Origin of the sequence: Rhizobium sp. WCS2018Hpa-16 (genome assembly GCF_031843705.1) — a bacterium.
GTDB lineage: Bacteria > Pseudomonadota > Alphaproteobacteria > Rhizobiales > Rhizobiaceae > Agrobacterium > Agrobacterium tumefaciens_C.
In genome coordinates, this window is the sequence record NZ_JAVTIX010000001.1 from 711,015 (window position 1) to 727,826 (window position 16,812).

Here is a 16,812-nt window from a genome sequence, read left to right on the forward strand (position 1 = left end):
GAAGCGAATATGCGGGCATGACGTTTTCACCCACCCATATTTTGATCGACCCAGCCGCCATGTCGCAGATCGATACGAGCGCGATAGACAGCGGCATTCCCATCTATGCGCTGATGGAGCGCGCCGGGCAGGCCGTTGCCGCTTGCGCCATGAAACACTACCCACAAGCGCAGCGTTTCGTTGTTCTTTGTGGCATCGGCAACAATGGCGGCGACGGGTTTGTGGCCGCACGCGCCCTGAAGGCCTCAGGCGCCGAGGTCGTGCTTCACCTCTTGGGTGATGTCGGCAAACTGAAGGATGCGGCGAGGCAGGCGTTTGATGCGCTGGATATGTCACCACTGCCGCTTCACGCTTATCAGCCCAATCCAGGCGATGTGGTGATCGATGCGATCTTCGGCGCTGGCCTCTCGCGGGATGTGCCAGCCGAGGTCACAGCCATCATTGATGCCGTTGCGCAGGCATCCATTCCAGTCATTGCCGTGGATCTTCCCTCCGGCCTGTGCGGGCGGCGGGGTGTTCCACTCGGTCGTGCGTTTCAGGCAGCGCGCACCATCACCTTCGTGGCACTCAAGCCGGGTCATGTTCTGATGCCCGGTCGGTCGCTCTGCGGAGAGGTCGAGGTGTTCGACATAGGCATTCCCCACCGCATCGTAGAGGCGCATTCCACGTCCGTCGTTGAAAACCATCCCGGACTATGGGCCAGCGCCCTGACGAGGCCGGATGATGATACGCACAAGTTCAAGCGCGGGCATTTGACCGTCTTCTCCGGCCCAGCCCATGCCACAGGCGCGGCCCGTATGTCGGCCATGGCAAGCTTTCGGGCCGGTGCCGGCATCGTCAGTATCGCCGCACCACACGATGCGCTTGGCGTTCTCTCCGCGACACTGACCGCCGTCATGTTGTCGCCTGTCGAGACCGACGAGGAGCTTGAGGCGTGGATGAGCGACAAGCGCCATGCCACCTATATTCTCGGCCCCGGCTTTGGTGATCTGGAGCGTGCGCGCCGCTTCGTTGCTGAGTTGAAACACAAGGCGCTGGTGCTGGATGCGGATGGCATCACAGCCTTCAAACAAGCGCCGGGAGAACTCTTCGAGCTCTTTGCGACAGATGCGCCGCGAATTTTGACGCCGCATGAAGGTGAGTTCGGCCGGTTGTTTCCCGCCATTGCCGCTGACGCGTCGTTGAGCAAGATCGAGAAGGCGCAGGCAGCAGCAGCGCTCAGCAATGCCGTCATTGTCTATAAGGGTGCCGATACGGTCATCGCAGCGCCGGATGGCCGTGCTGCCGTCAACACCAACGCGCAGTCCTATCTTGCGACAGCCGGGTCAGGGGATGTGCTGGCCGGAATTGCGGGTGGATTGCTGGCGCAGCAGGTTCCGGCCTTCGAGGCCGCGGCGGCGGCGGTGTGGCTGCACGGCGAGGCCGCGCAGCGTTTGGGTCCGGGCCTGACGGCGGAAGATCTGGCTTCCGCCGTGCGTCCGTTTCAGCCTCAGTGAACCGGCTTGCTGTGGCTTCCAACGGTTGCCATGCGTGATGCGCTGACCACCAGCTTGCGCTCGGCGCGCTCCTGTTGCGGCGTGCGATTGTAGATTTCGCGATAACACTTGGAAAAATGTGATGCGGAGACGAAGCCGCACGCAACCGCAACTTCCACCACCGGCATGGCCGATTGCACGAGCAGATGGCGCGCGCGGTCCAGCCGTATCTCCAGATAGTAGCGGGCAGGGGATCGCCCCATTTCCTGCCGGAACAGCCGCTCGACCTGCCTGCGGGAAAGGTCGGCATCCTCTGCGATATCCAAGAGCGACAGCGGCTCTGACAGGTTGCTTTCCATGAGTTCGATGATCGATAGGACCTTGTCGTTCTGCACGCCCAGACGCGCGCGCAGCGGCAGGCGCTGACGGTCATGCGGGTTGCGCACCCGGTCGGTCAATTGCTGCTCGCAAACCCGGTTCACAAGGTTCTCACCGAAATCCTGACCGATGAGGTTCAGCATCATGTCCAGAGATGCCGTGCCGCCCGCACAGGTGTAGATGTTGCCATCCACCTCGTAGAGATCGGCATAGACCTCCACCTGCGGAAAGGCTTCGGAAAAGCCTGGAAGGTTTTCCCAGTGGATCGCGCATCGCTTGCCATTCAGCAACCCTGCCTGGGCAAGCACATGCGCGCCGGTACAGAGACTGCCCACCGCAATGCCGCGATTATGGGCCTCGCGCAGCCAGGCATTCACCGACTTGTTGGAATATTGCTCGATATCGATGCCGGAACAGATCAGCACCATGTTCGGGCGGTTCTCGCCGCTGACCGATTTGCGCTCTTCGGCCAGCGAGGTGTTCGCTTCCAGCGCAATGCCGCTGGAGGAGGCGACCTTTAATCCGTCGCTGGATGCGAGCCGCCACTCATAGGCCGCATAGCCCAGCATGCGATTGGCGATGCGCAACGTTTCCACCGCAGCCGTAAACGGCAGCATGGTAAATTGAGGCACCATAAAAAAGACGACCGTGCGCTTCTTTGGAGGCGTTTTGCTCATCAAACCAATGCTCCATTGCGGAAACGCAATTCCTCGCTGGGAATTGGTCTAGTGTATATCGCATTTGCGACACTCTCAGCGCAAGATGCGACGCGCATGTTTTGACGTTAAAAAAAGCTTCGCGCAGGGGGGCTTGGAGGGTCGCAGAAGGCAAAAGCTGCCAATGCAAATTAACGATCACTTAAAAAGGAATTTCGCATTTTATTAATATTGTTTTCAATTTTAGAGCGCAGCCTCTCACCACTATCTCCACGTCGCGCGTTCTGGTGATGTGACAAGGATGATCATGGGCAGCGGTGCTGCTGCTCCCATCCGGTGCTTTGAGCGGAGTATTGCGTATGTCTGAAGCTGGCTTGACCATTCTGGTCGTAGACGACGAACCGATCATTCGTTTGACCCTTGCCGATGCGCTGGAAGAGGCGGGCTACAGGGTTCTTGAAGCCTCAAACGTGTTGGAGGCAGTCGCCACCATTGGCAAGGTCACGGATATCTGCGCCATCGTGACCGATATCGATATGCCGGGCGGCCTTACAGGCATTGATCTGTTGCAGATGGTCAACAACTGTCAGAACCAGATTCCCGTCATTGTCACCTCTGGGGGACATGCGCTGGATACGCTTGACCTGCCTGAAAACACGCAATTTTTCAGTAAGCCCTACAATCTCGAAGACATTGTTCTTGCGCTACGAGCAACCATTGCTGCGAAGGCAAAGAGCAGAGCCAACCTCGGCGTTCGCTGGAGTGGCTTGCAGTTCGGCCAGCCATAAAAAAGACGCCGCTGTTTCCAACGGCGTCTTCGTATATTGGGTCTAAGGATCAGGCGGCGCGCAATAGCACGATGCTGCGAGCTTCGATCGTGTAGCTCTGCCCGTTGGCGATGCTGTTGGTGTCTGCATCCGGGTCCGCTGTCGTCAGCTCCGTCATCCAGCCATGTTCAGCATCCGGCAGGTTAAACTCGACCGAGCCATCATGCGGGTTGAAGAGAACCAGCACATCATCCCATTCATCCTGTGTCTCAACCGCGTCGCGGGACAGGCGCAGGCCAAGCGTCGTGGAACCCGCGTCGTTCCACTGCTCCTCCGTCTGCTCGCCACCCACCGGGTTCAGCCAGGTCACGATCATGCCATCCCGCCAGTTTTCACGTCGCAGGATCGAGTGCGTCTGACGAAGCTCTATCAATCGGGCTGTGAACTTGCGCAGGGCCTCGGCGCTATCGGGCAGATTTTCCCAATGCACCCAGCTCAACTCGCTGTCCTGGCAGTAGCCATTGTTGTTGCCCATCTGGCTGCGGCCAAACTCGTCGCCGGCCAGAAGCATGGGGGTGCCGTGAGAGAGGAACAGCGTGGCAAGGAAGTTGCGCTTCTGGCGGTCACGCACGGCGATGATGTTCTCATCATCCGTAGGGCCTTCAACGCCGTAGTTGAAGCTTCTGTTATGGTCGTGGCCGTCCTTGTTGTCCTCGCCATTCGCATCATTGTGCTTCTCATTGTACGAAACAACATCGTTCAACGTGAAGCCGTCATGCGCGGTGATGAAGTTGACGCTCGACCACGGCCTGCGGCCACGCAGGTCATAGACGTCGCCGGAACCCATGACGCGGGCTGCAAAATCACCAGCGGTGCCGTCCTCGTCCTTCCAGTATTCACGAACTGTGTCGCGGTACTTGTCGTTCCATTCCGCCCAGCCGGGTGGGAAGCCACCGACCTGATAGCCGCCGGGGCCGATGTCCCAGGGCTCGCCAACCAGTTTCAGACGCGACAGGACAGGGTCCTGGCCCACCGCATCGAAGAATCCGCTGCGCTGGTCGAATCCCTCAGGCTCGCGGCCGAGAATGGTGCCGAGATCGAAGCGGAAGCCATCGATGTGCATGTCGTCTGCCCAATAGCGCAGCGAGTCGGTCACCATCTGCAACACGCGGGGATGCGAGGTGTTGACGGTGTTTCCGGTGCCGGTATCGTTGATGTAATAGCGCGGCTGGTCCGGCATGGTGCGGTAGTAGGAAAAGTTGTCGATGCCCTTGAACGACAGTGTCGGCCCAAGCTCGTTGCCTTCGGCTGTGTGGTTATAGACCACGTCCAGAATGACCTCGATGCCGCCATCGTGGAATGCACGCACCATATCGCGGAAACCCGCCATGCCCTTGGGGCCGTAATAGCGCGAGGCGGGAGAGAAGAAGCCGAGCGAATTGTAGCCCCAGAAATTCTTCAGGCCCTTGTCCAGCAGATGGGAATCATCTGGGAATGAATGGATCGGCAGAAGTTCCACCGACGTGATGCCGAGGCTCTTGATGTAATCAACGATCTGCTTGTCGCCCAGACCTTCATAGGTGCCGCGTAGCTTCTCGGAGATACCGGGGTGAAGCTGGGTAAAGCCTTTGACGTGTGTCTCGTAGAAAATCGTCTTCGACCACGGCACGTTTGGCTTCGTGTCACCTGCCCAATCATAATCCTGGGGATCGATGACGCGGCACTTCGGCATTTTCGATGCGCTGTCGCTGTCGTTGAAGGACAGGTCCTTGTCTTCCGCATCGAGAATGTAGCCGAACTGCTCTGAGCCCCACTCGATATCGCCAACGAGTTCCCGCGCATAAGGGTCAACCAGAAGCTTGTTGGCGTTGAAGCGGTGGCCGTTTTCCGGGTCATATGGTCCGTGCACACGGTAACCATAGAGCGCGCCGGGCTTCAGGCCGGGAATGTAGCCGTGCCAGATTTCGTTTGTGAATTCCGGAAGCGTAATGCGCTCAATCTCGTTTTTGCCATCGGCGTCGAAGAGGCAAAGCTCTACTCGTTCAGCGTGGGCGCTGAAAATTGCGAAATTGACACCATCGCCGTCGAAATTCGCGCCAAGGCGGGTAAAATCGCCAGGCAAAATGGTGGAGCCGAACTGTGCCATTGATATCCTCGTGCTTGTTTGGGGCCGAGGAGAATGTGGTGGTCTGGTATTTGTTCCGCACCGCAAAAAAATGGCTCGCCGAGATCATTCCCGCGAGCCATTCATTCATCGTTGAAAACGGATATTATCGGCTGATAATCCGCGTCTGCTTTGCGTCTGTGGCTGGCCATCCAATATCCTTGAGTGTGTCTGCGGGCAGGGCTTCCAAGGCGCGGCGCGACTGCACGCGGCTCCATGTGTTGTCCAGCTCCCGAACAAGCTCAGTCAGGCGTGCCAGCCTGCTGCGTATGAACAGCCTTGCCCTTGATGGGCCTGGGCCGTGGTCTATGATCATGGTCATTTCAAAATCCTTTCATGCTCCATGTGTGTTTCGACATCATCGATATGCGCTGCAATTCCACATCAATCAATTGAATGATTATGATGTGATTGATCGTAAATCGTGATGCTTCCACGTTGCGAAGCGGTTGTTGTTTCCGCCCCTGTTTTTGACAATCCGAATTTATTGACATTCAATCAAACGAAATGATATCGATCTATCGATCAGAAAAATTGAAGGCGTACGTCATGACAGTTTCCTTCCGCCAGCCATTGCCACTGCTCGACAACGACATTTTGCGAACATTCGTCGCCATTGCGGAAACCGGCAATTTTTCAACTGCCGCCGAAGCTGTGTTTCGAACGCCCTCTGCCGTGTCCATGCAGATCAAGAAACTGGAAGAGCAACTCAAGACCACGCTGTTCCTGCGCGATGCGCGCTCCGTCACGCTCACGGCCCATGGCGAGACATTGCTCACCTATGCGCGGCGCATGATTGCGCTGTCCAACGAGGCTGTCGCCCGTTTCGTCATGCCGGAACTGTCAGGCGTTGTGCGCCTCGGCGCGCCGGAGGATATCGGAGAGCGCGGGTTGTTGCCCGGCATTCTCAAGCGTTTCGCCGAAGCCTTTCCGGCTATCATGGTCGATGTGGTGATCGATTCCAGTTCCCAGCTGTATCGGCGCATGGATGAGCAGCGGCTGGATATCGCGCTCGTCAACTGCGCGTCGCTGCCACTTCGCGATACCGGCGAAGTCCTGATGCGCGAGCGGCTTGTCTGGGCGGGGGCCAAATGTGGCACCGCGCATCTGCGCGAACCGATCCCGATTTCAATCTGGGAAGATGGCTGCATCTGGCGGTCCGAGGCCACATCATCGCTTGAGCGGCAAAACCGCGCCTACCGCATCGCCTATCTCAGCGGGCATACAATGGCGCAAAAAGCGGCGATTGAAGCTGATCTTGCGGTCGCGCCTCTGCCCCGCTCCTATGTGCAAAACAACATGGTCATTCTGGGTGAGAAGGACGGGATGCCCGAGCTTGGCTGTTTCGATATCCGCCTGATTGTTGCCGAGAAACCGACGCGTCCCGTGCAGGCCGTGGCCGATAGCATCCGCAATGCTTTCAAGGATCTCGCGCAGCCTCTCTAATTGTTGAAATATTTTTATCGGCGCGTTGGAACCAGATTGTCTACGTCGCGTTATCTGCCCGCTAATTCAATCGTTTTGTCGCTCATGCGCAGACATCCAGGGGAGTTTTAATATGTTCACACGTTTCGCCGCCACCACTGCCGCCGTCTTTGTAGCCCTCATTGCGCTGAGCTCTTGCGGCAACACCATCCGCGGCGTTGGCCAGGATGTTGCCGGCACTGTTGATGGCACGCAGGCCGCAGGCCGCAGCGTTGATCGCGCAGCCAAGCGTTAATCCAATACTGCATATTTTTGAAAAGGCTGGCGCATTTGCCAGCCTTTTTTGTTTCGGCAGCGCCTCGTTGCTGCGGCGCCATACTCTGGTCTTCCTCCCTCTGCTAAGCATGCAAACGAAGATTTCTTGATGAGGACCTATGAGGAAGCTTGCGCGATATATCCTGCCGTTTCTGTTTTCGGCATCGGCCAATGCTGCGGATCTTCCCGCCAACTGCAAGGCCGTGGAGCATATGGGCGGGCGCTACATCGTCTGCAGTTTCGATCCCGCGCAAAGCAATATCCAGCTCTATCAATGGGATCACGTTGCGGGAAAGCCCTATGGCTCCTTCGAAGCACTCTCATCAGCACTTTGGCGTCAGCACAGCTTCGTCACCTTCGCCATGAATGGCGGGATGTATCACCGGGATCTCTCGCCGGTTGGGCTGCACATTGAAAACGGCGTGGAAGTATCTCAAATCAGCACCGGGGGCGGGTGGGGCAATTTTCACATGCAGCCCAATGGCGTGTTCTTTATGGATGGGAAGAGGGCAGGCGTGCTGGAAACCAGCGCCTACCTCAACGCCAACAGAAAGCCTGAATTCGCGACGCAATCAGGTCCTATGCTGGTCATCGATGGGAAGCTTCATCCGCGCTTTCTGCCGGAAAGCGACAGCCTGAACACCCGCAACGGCGTTGGCGTTTCCAGCGATGGCATGGTGCATTTTGCCATCTCGGAAACTGCGGTGCGTTTCTACGATTTTGCCACCCTGTTTCGCGACAAGCTGAACGCGCCCAACGCGCTCTACCTTGATGGCAGCATATCCAGTGTCGATATACCCGCCGCACAGCGGCGTGACCGGTGGTACCCCATGGGCCCGATCATCGCCGTGGTGGAGCGGGTGCCGGATTAACGGGGAGGTCTCAGACGGGGGCTTTGGGGTAGGACTTTTCCAGACCGCCGGATTTTGTCAGGCCTGCGCGGAATGCAGTGAAGGCGGCGTGCTGGCTGCTCTTTGCGAGCTCGTGAAGGCGGATCTGCAGGCGCGCCGGGGCGTTGTTGCCAAACCATTCGCCGCATTTTTCCAGTTTCAGCGAGTTGAGAAAGCGTGCCTGAGATTGCTGGTCGATGAAAAGGCGCAGGCCTTCCAGCAGATTTTCGTCCTGCAGCGCGTTTTCCAACAGCAATTTGAGCCAGGCTTCGTCTTCCGTGCTCATGGATGCAATTTTGGATGCGACCGTCTCACGATCGGGAAATGAAGAAGGAGTGGCCTGCATGATCTGTCACCGCTTTCTGAAATGTTCGCACTATACTTTGCCCGATAATCCAGATGCAGCATAGGTTCAAGCTGGCTGAGACGTCTCATGTGGAGAAAGTCTTGTGGAGAGTGAGTTTATACACACCTGACTTTATCACGGTAAGGGAAAAGCTTCCGCCATTTACACTTTGGTCCAAATTGAGACAGGTGTTTCTCATGCGTTGTGTCGATACGAACAGGTAAGCTATTGTTATTTCATGTACCTATGCGCTGAGTGAATGGCAGATGGTCAAATGCGCCTTGCTTTAGCCGTTTTTTGCAATTGCGTTCGTCACAATTATTTAATAAATGCATCGCCACTGGGCCGCGGAAAACGCGCAGCCCGAGAGTGACACGCTGGAGTAACCATGGAAGAAACCGCACAGAAATCCTGCTGGGCCGTAACACTACGCGCACTTGCAGGCTTTGCCGCTTTTCTCGCTTTGACATATGTTTTTGGCAGCCCGTAATAATCTCTCTTAAAGAATTTCAGTTGAACAGCACAGCCTTCATCAAGGCCGTGCTGTTTGCATTTGTGCTTTGCCCATGTCGCAGTCAGCGCATTCCACGCCTATTTTGTGGTGGCGGATTGTTTCGGTTCGGATAGACTGGATCAATAAGTCTATACATAGGGCAGGTGCACATGTTTCTCTCGGTCTTCGACGTTTTCAAGATCGGTATCGGGCCGTCCAGTTCACACACCATGGGGCCGATGTCGGCTGCCAACCGTTTTCTGGAAACGGTCCTGTCGGATGAATGGCCGCGCCCATCAGGTGCTGTCGTGTCCGCCATCAAGGTCAGCCTGCACGGCTCCCTGGCGTTCACCGGCATCGGCCATGGCTCCGGCCGCGCCGTTCTGCTGGGCTTGATGGGCGAGCGGCCTGATCGGGTCGATCCAGATGCGATGGATGCCATGATCGCGCAGATCGAAGCCACAGGCCGTGTGTCACCAGCCGGTCACCCCTCTTATGCTTTCCGTCCTGCGGAAGATCTCATCTTTGACAAGAAGAACCCGCTGCCCGGCCACGCCAATGGCATGACCTTCTCTGCCTTTGATAAGCAGGGACGGATGCTGCTCAAGCGCATCTATTATTCCGTCGGCGGCGGCTTTGTGGTGACGGATACCGAGCTTGAGGCCATCCGCCAGCGCGGCAAGACCGTGGATAACGGACCGAAAGTGCCTTATCCCTTCGCAACGGCCAAGCAGATGCTGGAGATGGCGGAGCGTTCCGGACGCACCATCGCGCAGATGAAGCGCGCCAATGAAGAAACGGTCATCAACCGTGAGGAGCTGGACAGCCGCCTCGACCAGATCTGGGAGGCGATGAATGGCTGTATCGAGCGCGGCCTGAAGGGCGAGGGCATCATGCCGGGCGGCCTCAAGGTCAGGCGCCGGGCACGCTCCATTCACGACAAGCTCAATGCCGAGTGGCGCAGCAACCGGCTCAATCCGCTCCTGGCGAATGATTGGCTCAGCGTTTACGCCATGGCCGTAAATGAAGAAAATGCGTCTGGCGGGCGTGTCGTCACGGCACCCACCAATGGCGCTGCGGGCGTCGTGCCTGCCACGGTCAAATATTTCCGCCACTTCCATGATGATGCGACTGTCGATGATGTCAGGGACTTCCTGCTGACGGCAGCCGCCATTGGCGGCATCATCAAGCACAATGCGTCCATCTCGGGTGCAGAGGTCGGCTGTCAGGGGGAGGTAGGTTCCGCTGCCGCCATGGCCGCTGCCGGTCTTGCCGCCGTCATGGGCGGGTCTCCGGCGCAGGTCGAAAACGCTGCAGAAATTGCGCTGGAACATCACCTCGGCATGACCTGCGATCCTATTGCTGGTTTGGTTCAGATTCCCTGCATCGAGCGAAACGCCCTTGGCGCGGTCAAGGCTGTTACGGCGGCATCTCTGGCCCTGAAGGGTGATGGCGAGCATTTCGTGCCACTGGATGCCTGTATCGAAACCATGCGCCAGACCGGCAACGACATGAGCGAGAAATACAAGGAAACATCGACAGGTGGCCTTGCCGTGAATGTCGTGGAATGTTGATGCGAAGCTGCGCCCTTCGCGCTGTGGTCGCTTGACGGTGCCATCAAAACCGCATTGATAGCGTCATGGCTCTTCATCTTATCAAGCTTTGCGTCGGTGCCGACTCGATCGACGACCTGCGCGAATGGGTTTCGCACCGGGCGCTAACCGCAATTGCGGCGGGTCTGGAACCGCACAGCGTTCACACCACCCGCATGTTTCCAAAACGGGTCGAGGAGTTGCTGGATGGCGGCTCGCTCTATTGGGTCATCAAGGGGCAGGTCCAGGCACGCCAGATGTTGCTGGACATTCGCTCCTTCAAGGGAGAGGACGGGATCACCCGCTGCGATCTGATCCTCGGACCAGAGGTCATCGAAACCTCACCTGCGCCCAAACGGCCTTTTCAGGGCTGGCGTTATCTCAAAGCCGAGGAAGCTCCGCGCGATCTGGGTGGGGCAGGTCTGTCTGAAGACATGCCGTCTGATCTTCGTCGCGAGCTTGCCGAACTCGGCCTTCTGTAATAGGGAAAAGAAAGAGCCGGTTCCGGGGCAACAGAACCGGCTCTAGGCACGGTCTCGTCAACGGGGGTGACTTGACCGGGCCCACTCATGCGACGAGAGGGTGCCATAGCACCCCGCTCGCTTCATTCATTTGATACCGGCAACTGCATTCACAGCGCGGCCATCCTGAATTTTTACCCACCGACCGGCATTGGTCGAGTCCTGGCGCTTGAGATAGGTATATTCCGTCTCAGACCACTCCATCACCTTGTTGCGCAGATTGTCGAGAACGAAGTCGCCACGGTCGGTGCGCACAGTCAGCACCGCATGTCCGGAACCGTTCGGCTGCAGCACGACGGTAATCAGCAGGTCGGAAGCGGAGATGCCTTTGCCCATCAGCATCTTGCGCTTCAAAAGCACGTAGTCTTCACAGTCGCCAACGGTGGTTGGATAAGCCCAGCGCTCTTCAACGCCATAGATCTCCAAATCCGTCATCGGCGTGATTGTAGTGTTGACCGTGTAGTTGACGTCCAGAATGGCCTTCCAGCTTTCTTCCGTCAGCTTGAGCGGACCCCTGTCTGCCGAAGTCGACTGACATTCGCTCTGGTAGGTCTGGCAGAATTCATAGTGACCAATCGGCGGATTGGCTTTGCCCATAACGCGCATGGCAGCGGCTGGCGATGCGTGCGCCTGTGTGGCGAATGCACCTGCGATCATAGCTGCGATCAAAATTCCGAAACGGCTGATTTTTTTCATTTCTTGTCTCCCCGTTGTGAGGAGAAGAATGCCATCTATATTTTGATCGGCTGCAAATAACGGTGCTCAAATTCGACGCTATATTTAGGAAAAGCTGATCTTTATTTGATTTATATTTGAGAAAAATTTGATTAAAATTGTTTCGATCGGCTTAGTTTTTGAGTCCGGAGCCGGATTTAAGGTATTGAAATATATTGATATTTTTTGGCTTCTAGTTAATCGCTCCACGCGCCCGTTCGCGATCGTCGCAAATCTAAAATATTTCGTTACTATAGATGAGTACTTGAGAGGGTAGTTTTCAGCCCTAAAACGTCCATTTCAGCCCCAGATTTTCATTGAAAATCGTCGTTTTCGCTTCATTTTCTGGCCAATAGTTGTGCCGATATCGGATTATTTTCGCTGGCTGTGTCGATTTTCGCAAGTTATCGGCCTTTATCGCGCTCTTTGAAGGCCAGTCTGTCCCATCTGTTGGCACAAAAAAACCGGCTGACGCGAGGCGTAGCCGGTTAATGGGATGGGTTAGAAAGCGTGCTTAGAGAAATTCGATCAGCGCATCGCGGGACTGGACGGCATCGAACTCGATTGCGACACCTTCCATGAAGTGGCGCACGATACGGCCGCCCATGTTGCCGAGGCGGACATTGGTGCCCATCTGCGGCCGCACGTCGGTTTCGACCGCCGCGCCCGAAAGTGAAAGGTCGATGATGCGGCAGGGTGCGATCGTGCCATCGTTCAACATCAGGTCCGCACGCGGGTTGCGGGGTGTCAAACGGTCATGGCGTCGGTCTTCCGGCAGGCCCAGTGCGTGGCGCTTGGCAATCCATGCCAGCTGCGCCGCCAGCTTCTCGCGTTTGCGCTCGGTGCCCATGATAGCGATGGTGAAGCCATCCGCCGTCAGCGCCTTGACGATGCCTTCGATGCGGCCAATGTGCTGAAGGTAGGCGATGATACGGTCGCCGTTTCTCGGGCGCACAAAGCAGGTAATTCGCGCTGTCTCAGCCGTCATCTCATGGGCGGTGCAATCGAACTCGTCCTGAGAAGGCACCATCAACCGTCCCGTCAGCGCAACAGGAAGCACTTCTGCGGAGGGCGTCTCCACAGAGCGGGCTGCAAATGCGACGGTGGTTGAGCGAGATGAGAACATGTGAGGCACGGCATTGAGGAATGATCGCCCTTAATACCAGTTGCCGAGTTAACAGAAGGTTCTGCTTCCGACCGTAACTATTTGCAATTTTCTCATAAAGAGACGGATCGGTTGAGGGCGTAACCAAAGTCCGACCGTTGCGCCATCAATTGCGATGATGAAACGTCCAGCAATCGACTCTTCGTTAGAGACAATGGCTTGAAGGACTGTCCGAAATCCCCTAGCGGCGGTTCTGAAATCAGGCAGCCCAGCAGCCGGGCCGGGAAGTATGGCTCCACCGCCAGCGGCAGAAGCAGCATTTCAAAGCCCCGCACCGCCAAACCGGTCACGGTCTCGGACAGGATATCGAAAACGACAGGTCGCTGATGCTGAAGCACGCCGTTGGCGATGCGGCAGGCATCATGTGCCGCATCCGGTTGCCATATGCCCGAAAATGGCGTGTCGCTCAGTTCCCGGCCGAACAGATTGTACAGGCGCGTGCCCGTTAAGCGAAACACAGGCGCAGAATCGGCGGTTTCTGTCAGCACGAAGAGGTCTGGCAACAGATGGCGAATAGGCGCGGGGTCGATCTCGCTGCGCAGAGGTGCCGCGCGATCACCGCGCAGTTCATCCCAATAGGCAAAGATATCTAGGCTTGCATTTGTCTTCATGACACGGTCTCCAGGCCGCGGGGCACATGTCTCGTTTTGAGACGCATACCGCCTTCATTTGCGGTGCTGGAGATGGTGAAGCGAATTCCATGCCACGCGTGTGGCTATCACAATCCGCGAGGTCGCTGATAGTTGCAGACACCGCCCCACGGCGATGCTTCTTTTTCTCTAAACCTTCCTATATTGCTGCATAAGAGCTCACACAGAACACGACGCGAAGGAAGACGGCCTGATGACGCATAATGAAGGTGGATTGCCGGAAGCGGACGAGACGGCACAGAGCGGCACGCCGCCCAAAGCCCCGGTTTTCAACCTGCCCGGCGCGCTTGTGGCTATCATGGCTGTGCTGATAGCGGTCCATCTCGTCTCGTTCTATGTGCTGTCTGAAGAGGGATATGGCTGGTTCATTTTCACCTTCGGCTTCATTCCCCTGCGCTACGCCACGGAACTGTCCCAACAGGGTCTGGAGTGGCTCTGGACGCCTGTTACCTACTCATTTTTGCATGGTGGTATCGAGCATATCCTTTTCAACGGCTTGTGGCTCATGGCGTTTGGTGCCCCGGTCTTGCGTCGTATCGGCACAGCCCGTTTCATTCTGCTCTGGTGTGTATCCGCAGCCGTTTCCGCCTTCGGCCACGCATTTCTGCATTGGGGGGATGTCACCGTGCTCATCGGCGCGTCCGGCGTGGTTTCGGCGCTGATGGGTGCCGCCTGCCGCTTTGTCTTTCCGGCCAATGGTGGGCGCTACCACCCGGCCATAGGGCATCGCTTGCCGCGCCAGAGCATCCTGCAGGCCCTGTCCAACCGCACGGTTCTAATCTTCACGCTCATGTGGCTGTTCGGCAATCTGCTGATTGCTGTCGGCATTCCCCTGATGGGAGATGCTGGCGGAGAAGTTGCATGGGATGCGCATATTTTCGGCTTCCTGCTGGGCTTCCTGTTCTTTGCCCTGTTTGATCGAAAGCCCGTCATTCGCCACGATTTGCCCTGAGACATACAATCGATTGATATGTTTCCGCCTCGTTAAACATATTGCTTTCCGTGGTGTGCTGGCGCACCATCGACGTCCAGCTTGACCGTGCGCTTGTGGAGGAGACGCACCGCGCGGTTATGAAAGCCGTTTGGAAAAGGAGGGAAATATGCCTGTATTCGTGAAAGAACTTCTCGATTTGAAGGGCCGCAACGTCGTTACCATAAGGCCTGATATGTCGTTGGGCGATGCGGCCATCACGTTGAATGAGCATCGCATCGGCGCTGTCGTGGTCACGGATGAGAAGGGCGCCATCCTTGGCATCTTTACGGAACGCGATATGGTCAAGGCCATTGCCACACAGGCGTCAGACGCACTCCAGTCACCCGTCTCCACAGTTATGACGAAGAACGTGACGCGCTGTCATGAGGGGTCAACCTCCGATGATGTTATGGAGCTCATGACCGGCGGTCGCTTCCGCCATGTTCCCGTTGAAGCCAATGGCCAGCTGGTCGGCATCATCTCGATTGGTGATGTGGTCAAAGCCCGCATGAGCGAGATCGAAGCGGAAGCCGAGCATATCAAGGCTTATATCGCCGGATAGTGCAGGGGGCATCCGCCCCCAATCATCAACGCTGGAAGACCTGCTGCATGCGTTGCAGTTCCGGTATGCGTGCGCGCGCTTCTTCATATCCACGGTCAATCGATTCCGCCGCCCGATGAAATTCCGAAAGGCCTATCGTGTTGATGCGCGGGTGCAGCGTCAGGTCCGGCGGGTCGCCAGCCAGACGTGACCGGGAAATCCGGTCCTGAATGATGTTGAACGCCTGAACCATAACACCCGGCAAGCCGACAGATGGTCGCTCGGTTGATTGTTTGGCTTCAGGGTCAGCGTTGCTGGGTCCGGCGCTGTGCTTGACCACCGCCGAGCGACCAAAAATGTCATAGTTCAGATTCACCGCAACCACCAGATTCTGCTCGTAGGCACGGCAGACGGAAACCGGCACAGGGTTGACCAGCGCGCCATCGATCAGCGTTCGGCCATTGCAGCGCACCGGCTCGAAAATACCGGGCAGGGCGTAGGATGCCCGCAGCGCCGTGATCAGATTGCCCTGATGGATCCACACTTCGTGGCCGGTCTTCAGTTCCGTCGCCACCGCAATGAACGGGTGTTCGAGATCCTCGATGTTGAGCCCGACAAGATGCTCCTGCATGCGCTTGGTCAGCCGCATGCCGCCAAACAGGCCGCCGCCGCCAATGGTCAGGTCCAGCAGTCCGGCAATCCGGCGCACCGTGAGAGACCGGGCGAAATCTTCAAGTTCATCCAGCTTGCCAGCCAGATAGCAGCCACCGACCAGAGCGCCGATGGATGTGCCGGCAATCATGCCGATCTGTACGCCCGCTTCATCCAGCGCCCGCAACACGCCAATATGCGCCCAGCCACGTGCAGCGCCTCCGCCTAAGGCCAGCGCAATTCGGTTCGTCGGAATTTTAGGCAGGGTAGGCGTTGGCGCTTGCTGCTCGACCTTGTCCAAAGCCGCCATTGCGGCTGCATTTTCGCGGTTCAGACCCCAACCCAACATCCACTAAACTCCCACGCCAGAGGCACCCGGCTACCAGTCTACTGCGCCAACTCCTATAATTCTCGTAACAAAAGCAAGGAAAGGCGAAAGAAATAAGGCTCGCCTCATCTCCGCTTCGCGTCAGAGGAGTTGCAAAATATCGGCGTACATTTTTTCCCATTCCTCTTCCGTCAACTGACAGAAGCCGAAATAGCGAAGCGTGAACGCGCCTTCGATGGCAAGGAAGGCAAGACGCGCATTGCTGCTTTTATCACAGTGCGACTCAATCTGGCTGAGACGATTGCGGTACCATTGCCGTGTCGGCTCCAGATGTTCTGGAGATTGCACCAGCGAAGCCAGCATCGCCGCAGCCTTGCTGTTATCCGCATGGCCGGATTTGAAGGTAATGTCAGCATGGGCGCGCAGAAACTGCGTCACTGTCGGGTTCTCCCCGGCAATCGCGGCAACCTGCTGATCGTAAGACGTGTTCCAGCGCTCAAACAAGGCATGGATCAGCGCCTCTTTTGTCCCGAACGCATATTGCACGCCACCCTTGGTGATGCCCAATCGCTTGGCGAGCGCGTCGATGGTCAAGGCTGATGCGCCATCCTGCGCGATGATCGTCTCCGCCTCATCAAGTAGTTGCTGCCTGTCAATTTTACGTGGCCGCCCAAGTTTTCCAGAATTTGGACTCGATTTTTTATTTTCCATACGTATGTATTTAAAATAAGTCTGCGCATTGATCAATATGGAATTCTGGAGAAGAAA

The 16,812-nt window shown here is 56.9% G+C and carries 18 protein-coding genes; 9 read left to right on the forward strand and 9 right to left on the reverse strand.

Features of this window, described 5'->3' with window-relative positions:
* Nucleotides 1-17 precede the first annotated feature (17 nt).
* Complete coding sequence (locus RQI55_RS03575) at nt 18-1,496, forward strand: NAD(P)H-hydrate dehydratase (protein WP_311272157.1); 1,479 nt, start codon at nt 18-20, stop codon at nt 1,494-1,496.
* On the opposite strand, the gene RQI55_RS03580 is transcribed toward RQI55_RS03575, so the two are convergent.
* Nucleotides 1,490-2,530: a GlxA family transcriptional regulator gene (locus RQI55_RS03580; RefSeq protein ID WP_042619047.1), complete on the reverse strand. Its 1,041-nt coding sequence runs from the start codon at nt 2,528-2,530 to the stop codon at nt 1,490-1,492. The two genes, RQI55_RS03575 and RQI55_RS03580, sit on opposite strands and share 7 nt — an antisense overlap.
* A gap of 338 nt (nt 2,531-2,868) precedes the next feature.
* On the opposite strand from RQI55_RS03580, the gene RQI55_RS03585 reads away from it, so the two are divergent.
* The gene (locus RQI55_RS03585; RefSeq protein WP_243255729.1) at nt 2,869-3,297 is read left to right on the forward strand and encodes a response regulator; all 429 of its coding nucleotides are present in this window, start codon (nt 2,869-2,871) and stop codon (nt 3,295-3,297) included.
* A gap of 49 nt (nt 3,298-3,346) precedes the next feature.
* Here the strand turns inward: RQI55_RS03585 and glgX are convergent, their stop codons facing one another.
* Nucleotides 3,347-5,422, reverse strand: coding sequence for a glycogen debranching protein GlgX (glgX, locus tag RQI55_RS03590; RefSeq protein WP_243255730.1), 2,076 nt, complete (start codon nt 5,420-5,422; stop codon nt 3,347-3,349).
* 124 nt (nt 5,423-5,546) lie between these two features.
* Nucleotides 5,547-5,762 carry a hypothetical protein gene (locus RQI55_RS03595; RefSeq protein WP_042619050.1) on the reverse strand — a complete coding sequence of 72 codons (216 nt, stop codon included), beginning with the start codon at nt 5,760-5,762 and terminating at the stop codon, nt 5,547-5,549.
* 185 nt (nt 5,763-5,947) lie between these two features.
* On the opposite strand from RQI55_RS03595, the gene RQI55_RS03600 reads away from it, so the two are divergent.
* The 3 genes from RQI55_RS03600 to RQI55_RS03610 all read left to right on the forward strand — a co-directional run bounded on the left by RQI55_RS03600 (nt 5,948) and on the right by RQI55_RS03610 (nt 8,052).
* Nucleotides 5,948-6,886 carry a LysR family transcriptional regulator gene (locus RQI55_RS03600; RefSeq protein WP_192063973.1) on the forward strand — a complete coding sequence of 313 codons (939 nt, stop codon included), beginning with the start codon at nt 5,948-5,950 and terminating at the stop codon, nt 6,884-6,886.
* 112 nt (nt 6,887-6,998) lie between these two features.
* Nucleotides 6,999-7,160: a hypothetical protein gene (locus tag RQI55_RS03605; protein WP_042619051.1), complete on the forward strand. Its 162-nt coding sequence runs from the start codon at nt 6,999-7,001 to the stop codon at nt 7,158-7,160.
* 139 nt (nt 7,161-7,299) lie between these two features.
* Nucleotides 7,300-8,052 carry a phosphodiester glycosidase family protein gene (locus tag RQI55_RS03610; protein ID WP_243255731.1) on the forward strand — a complete coding sequence of 251 codons (753 nt, stop codon included), beginning with the start codon at nt 7,300-7,302 and terminating at the stop codon, nt 8,050-8,052.
* 10 nt (nt 8,053-8,062) lie between these two features.
* Here RQI55_RS03610 and RQI55_RS03615 read toward each other — a convergent pair whose 3' ends face one another.
* Nucleotides 8,063-8,416 (reverse strand): hypothetical protein, encoded by a 354-nt coding sequence (locus RQI55_RS03615; RefSeq protein ID WP_042619053.1) that lies wholly within the window; start codon nt 8,414-8,416, stop codon nt 8,063-8,065.
* Nucleotides 8,417-9,079: 663 nt separating this feature from the next.
* On the opposite strand from RQI55_RS03615, the gene RQI55_RS03620 reads away from it, so the two are divergent.
* Nucleotides 9,080-10,483, forward strand: coding sequence for an L-serine ammonia-lyase (locus RQI55_RS03620; RefSeq protein WP_311272156.1), 1,404 nt, complete (start codon nt 9,080-9,082; stop codon nt 10,481-10,483).
* Nucleotides 10,484-10,548: 65 nt separating this feature from the next.
* Nucleotides 10,549-10,983 carry a DUF1489 family protein gene (locus tag RQI55_RS03625; protein ID WP_192063970.1) on the forward strand — a complete coding sequence of 145 codons (435 nt, stop codon included), beginning with the start codon at nt 10,549-10,551 and terminating at the stop codon, nt 10,981-10,983.
* A gap of 126 nt (nt 10,984-11,109) precedes the next feature.
* On the opposite strand, the gene RQI55_RS03630 is transcribed toward RQI55_RS03625, so the two are convergent.
* From RQI55_RS03630 to RQI55_RS03640, 3 genes are all read right to left on the reverse strand, one after another.
* The gene (locus RQI55_RS03630; protein WP_042619241.1) at nt 11,110-11,718 is read right to left on the reverse strand and encodes a transglutaminase-like cysteine peptidase; all 609 of its coding nucleotides are present in this window, start codon (nt 11,716-11,718) and stop codon (nt 11,110-11,112) included.
* Between the two features lie 532 nt (nt 11,719-12,250).
* A complete protein-coding gene (locus RQI55_RS03635) occupies nt 12,251-12,862 on the reverse strand; it encodes a PilZ domain-containing protein (RefSeq protein WP_192063968.1) in 612 nt (203 codons plus the stop codon).
* 92 nt (nt 12,863-12,954) lie between these two features.
* Nucleotides 12,955-13,512, reverse strand: coding sequence for a PAS domain-containing protein (locus tag RQI55_RS03640; RefSeq protein ID WP_243255734.1), 558 nt, complete (start codon nt 13,510-13,512; stop codon nt 12,955-12,957).
* 232 nt (nt 13,513-13,744) lie between these two features.
* On the opposite strand from RQI55_RS03640, the gene RQI55_RS03645 reads away from it, so the two are divergent.
* Entirely contained in the window at nt 13,745-14,503 is a 759-nt protein-coding gene (locus RQI55_RS03645) for a rhomboid family intramembrane serine protease (protein WP_243255735.1), read from the forward strand.
* Nucleotides 14,504-14,651: 148 nt separating this feature from the next.
* Nucleotides 14,652-15,086 (forward strand): CBS domain-containing protein, encoded by a 435-nt coding sequence (locus tag RQI55_RS03650; RefSeq protein WP_243255736.1) that lies wholly within the window; start codon nt 14,652-14,654, stop codon nt 15,084-15,086.
* A 25-nt stretch (nt 15,087-15,111) separates the two neighbouring features.
* Here RQI55_RS03650 and RQI55_RS03655 read toward each other — a convergent pair whose 3' ends face one another.
* Together RQI55_RS03655 and RQI55_RS03660 are read right to left on the reverse strand one after the other, a co-directional pair.
* A complete protein-coding gene (locus tag RQI55_RS03655; RefSeq protein ID WP_409233695.1) occupies nt 15,112-16,026 on the reverse strand; it encodes a patatin-like phospholipase family protein in 915 nt (304 codons plus the stop codon).
* 159 nt (nt 16,027-16,185) lie between these two features.
* Nucleotides 16,186-16,791 carry a TetR/AcrR family transcriptional regulator gene (locus RQI55_RS03660; protein ID WP_243255740.1) on the reverse strand — a complete coding sequence of 202 codons (606 nt, stop codon included), beginning with the start codon at nt 16,789-16,791 and terminating at the stop codon, nt 16,186-16,188.
* Between the last annotated feature and the right edge of the window lie 21 nt (nt 16,792-16,812).

What these genes read in the sequence shown, in the direction of transcription:
- RQI55_RS03615 (WP_042619053.1), bottom strand. Translation starts at nt 8,416, where the DNA reads ATGCAGGCCACTCCTTCTTCATTTCCCGATCGTGAGACGGTCGCATCC.
- RQI55_RS03625 (WP_192063970.1), top strand. Translation starts at nt 10,549, where the DNA reads ATGGCTCTTCATCTTATCAAGCTTTGCGTCGGTGCCGACTCGATCGAC.
- RQI55_RS03635 (WP_192063968.1), bottom strand. Translation starts at nt 12,862, where the DNA reads ATGTTCTCATCTCGCTCAACCACCGTCGCATTTGCAGCCCGCTCTGTG.
- RQI55_RS03600 (WP_192063973.1), top strand. Translation starts at nt 5,948, where the DNA reads ATGATATCGATCTATCGATCAGAAAAATTGAAGGCGTACGTCATGACA.
- RQI55_RS03575 (WP_311272157.1), top strand. Translation starts at nt 18, where the DNA reads ATGACGTTTTCACCCACCCATATTTTGATCGACCCAGCCGCCATGTCG.
- RQI55_RS03610 (WP_243255731.1), top strand. Translation starts at nt 7,300, where the DNA reads ATGAGGAAGCTTGCGCGATATATCCTGCCGTTTCTGTTTTCGGCATCG.
- RQI55_RS03650 (WP_243255736.1), top strand. Translation starts at nt 14,652, where the DNA reads ATGCCTGTATTCGTGAAAGAACTTCTCGATTTGAAGGGCCGCAACGTC.
- glgX (WP_243255730.1), bottom strand. Translation starts at nt 5,422, where the DNA reads ATGGCACAGTTCGGCTCCACCATTTTGCCTGGCGATTTTACCCGCCTT.
- RQI55_RS03580 (WP_042619047.1), bottom strand. Translation starts at nt 2,530, where the DNA reads ATGAGCAAAACGCCTCCAAAGAAGCGCACGGTCGTCTTTTTTATGGTG.
- RQI55_RS03655 (WP_409233695.1), bottom strand. Translation starts at nt 16,026, where the DNA reads ATGGCGGCTTTGGACAAGGTCGAGCAGCAAGCGCCAACGCCTACCCTG.
- RQI55_RS03620 (WP_311272156.1), top strand. Translation starts at nt 9,080, where the DNA reads ATGTTTCTCTCGGTCTTCGACGTTTTCAAGATCGGTATCGGGCCGTCC.
- RQI55_RS03585 (WP_243255729.1), top strand. Translation starts at nt 2,869, where the DNA reads ATGTCTGAAGCTGGCTTGACCATTCTGGTCGTAGACGACGAACCGATC.
- RQI55_RS03595 (WP_042619050.1), bottom strand. Translation starts at nt 5,762, where the DNA reads ATGACCATGATCATAGACCACGGCCCAGGCCCATCAAGGGCAAGGCTG.
- RQI55_RS03645 (WP_243255735.1), top strand. Translation starts at nt 13,745, where the DNA reads ATGACGCATAATGAAGGTGGATTGCCGGAAGCGGACGAGACGGCACAG.
- RQI55_RS03630 (WP_042619241.1), bottom strand. Translation starts at nt 11,718, where the DNA reads ATGAAAAAAATCAGCCGTTTCGGAATTTTGATCGCAGCTATGATCGCA.
- RQI55_RS03605 (WP_042619051.1), top strand. Translation starts at nt 6,999, where the DNA reads ATGTTCACACGTTTCGCCGCCACCACTGCCGCCGTCTTTGTAGCCCTC.
- RQI55_RS03640 (WP_243255734.1), bottom strand. Translation starts at nt 13,512, where the DNA reads ATGAAGACAAATGCAAGCCTAGATATCTTTGCCTATTGGGATGAACTG.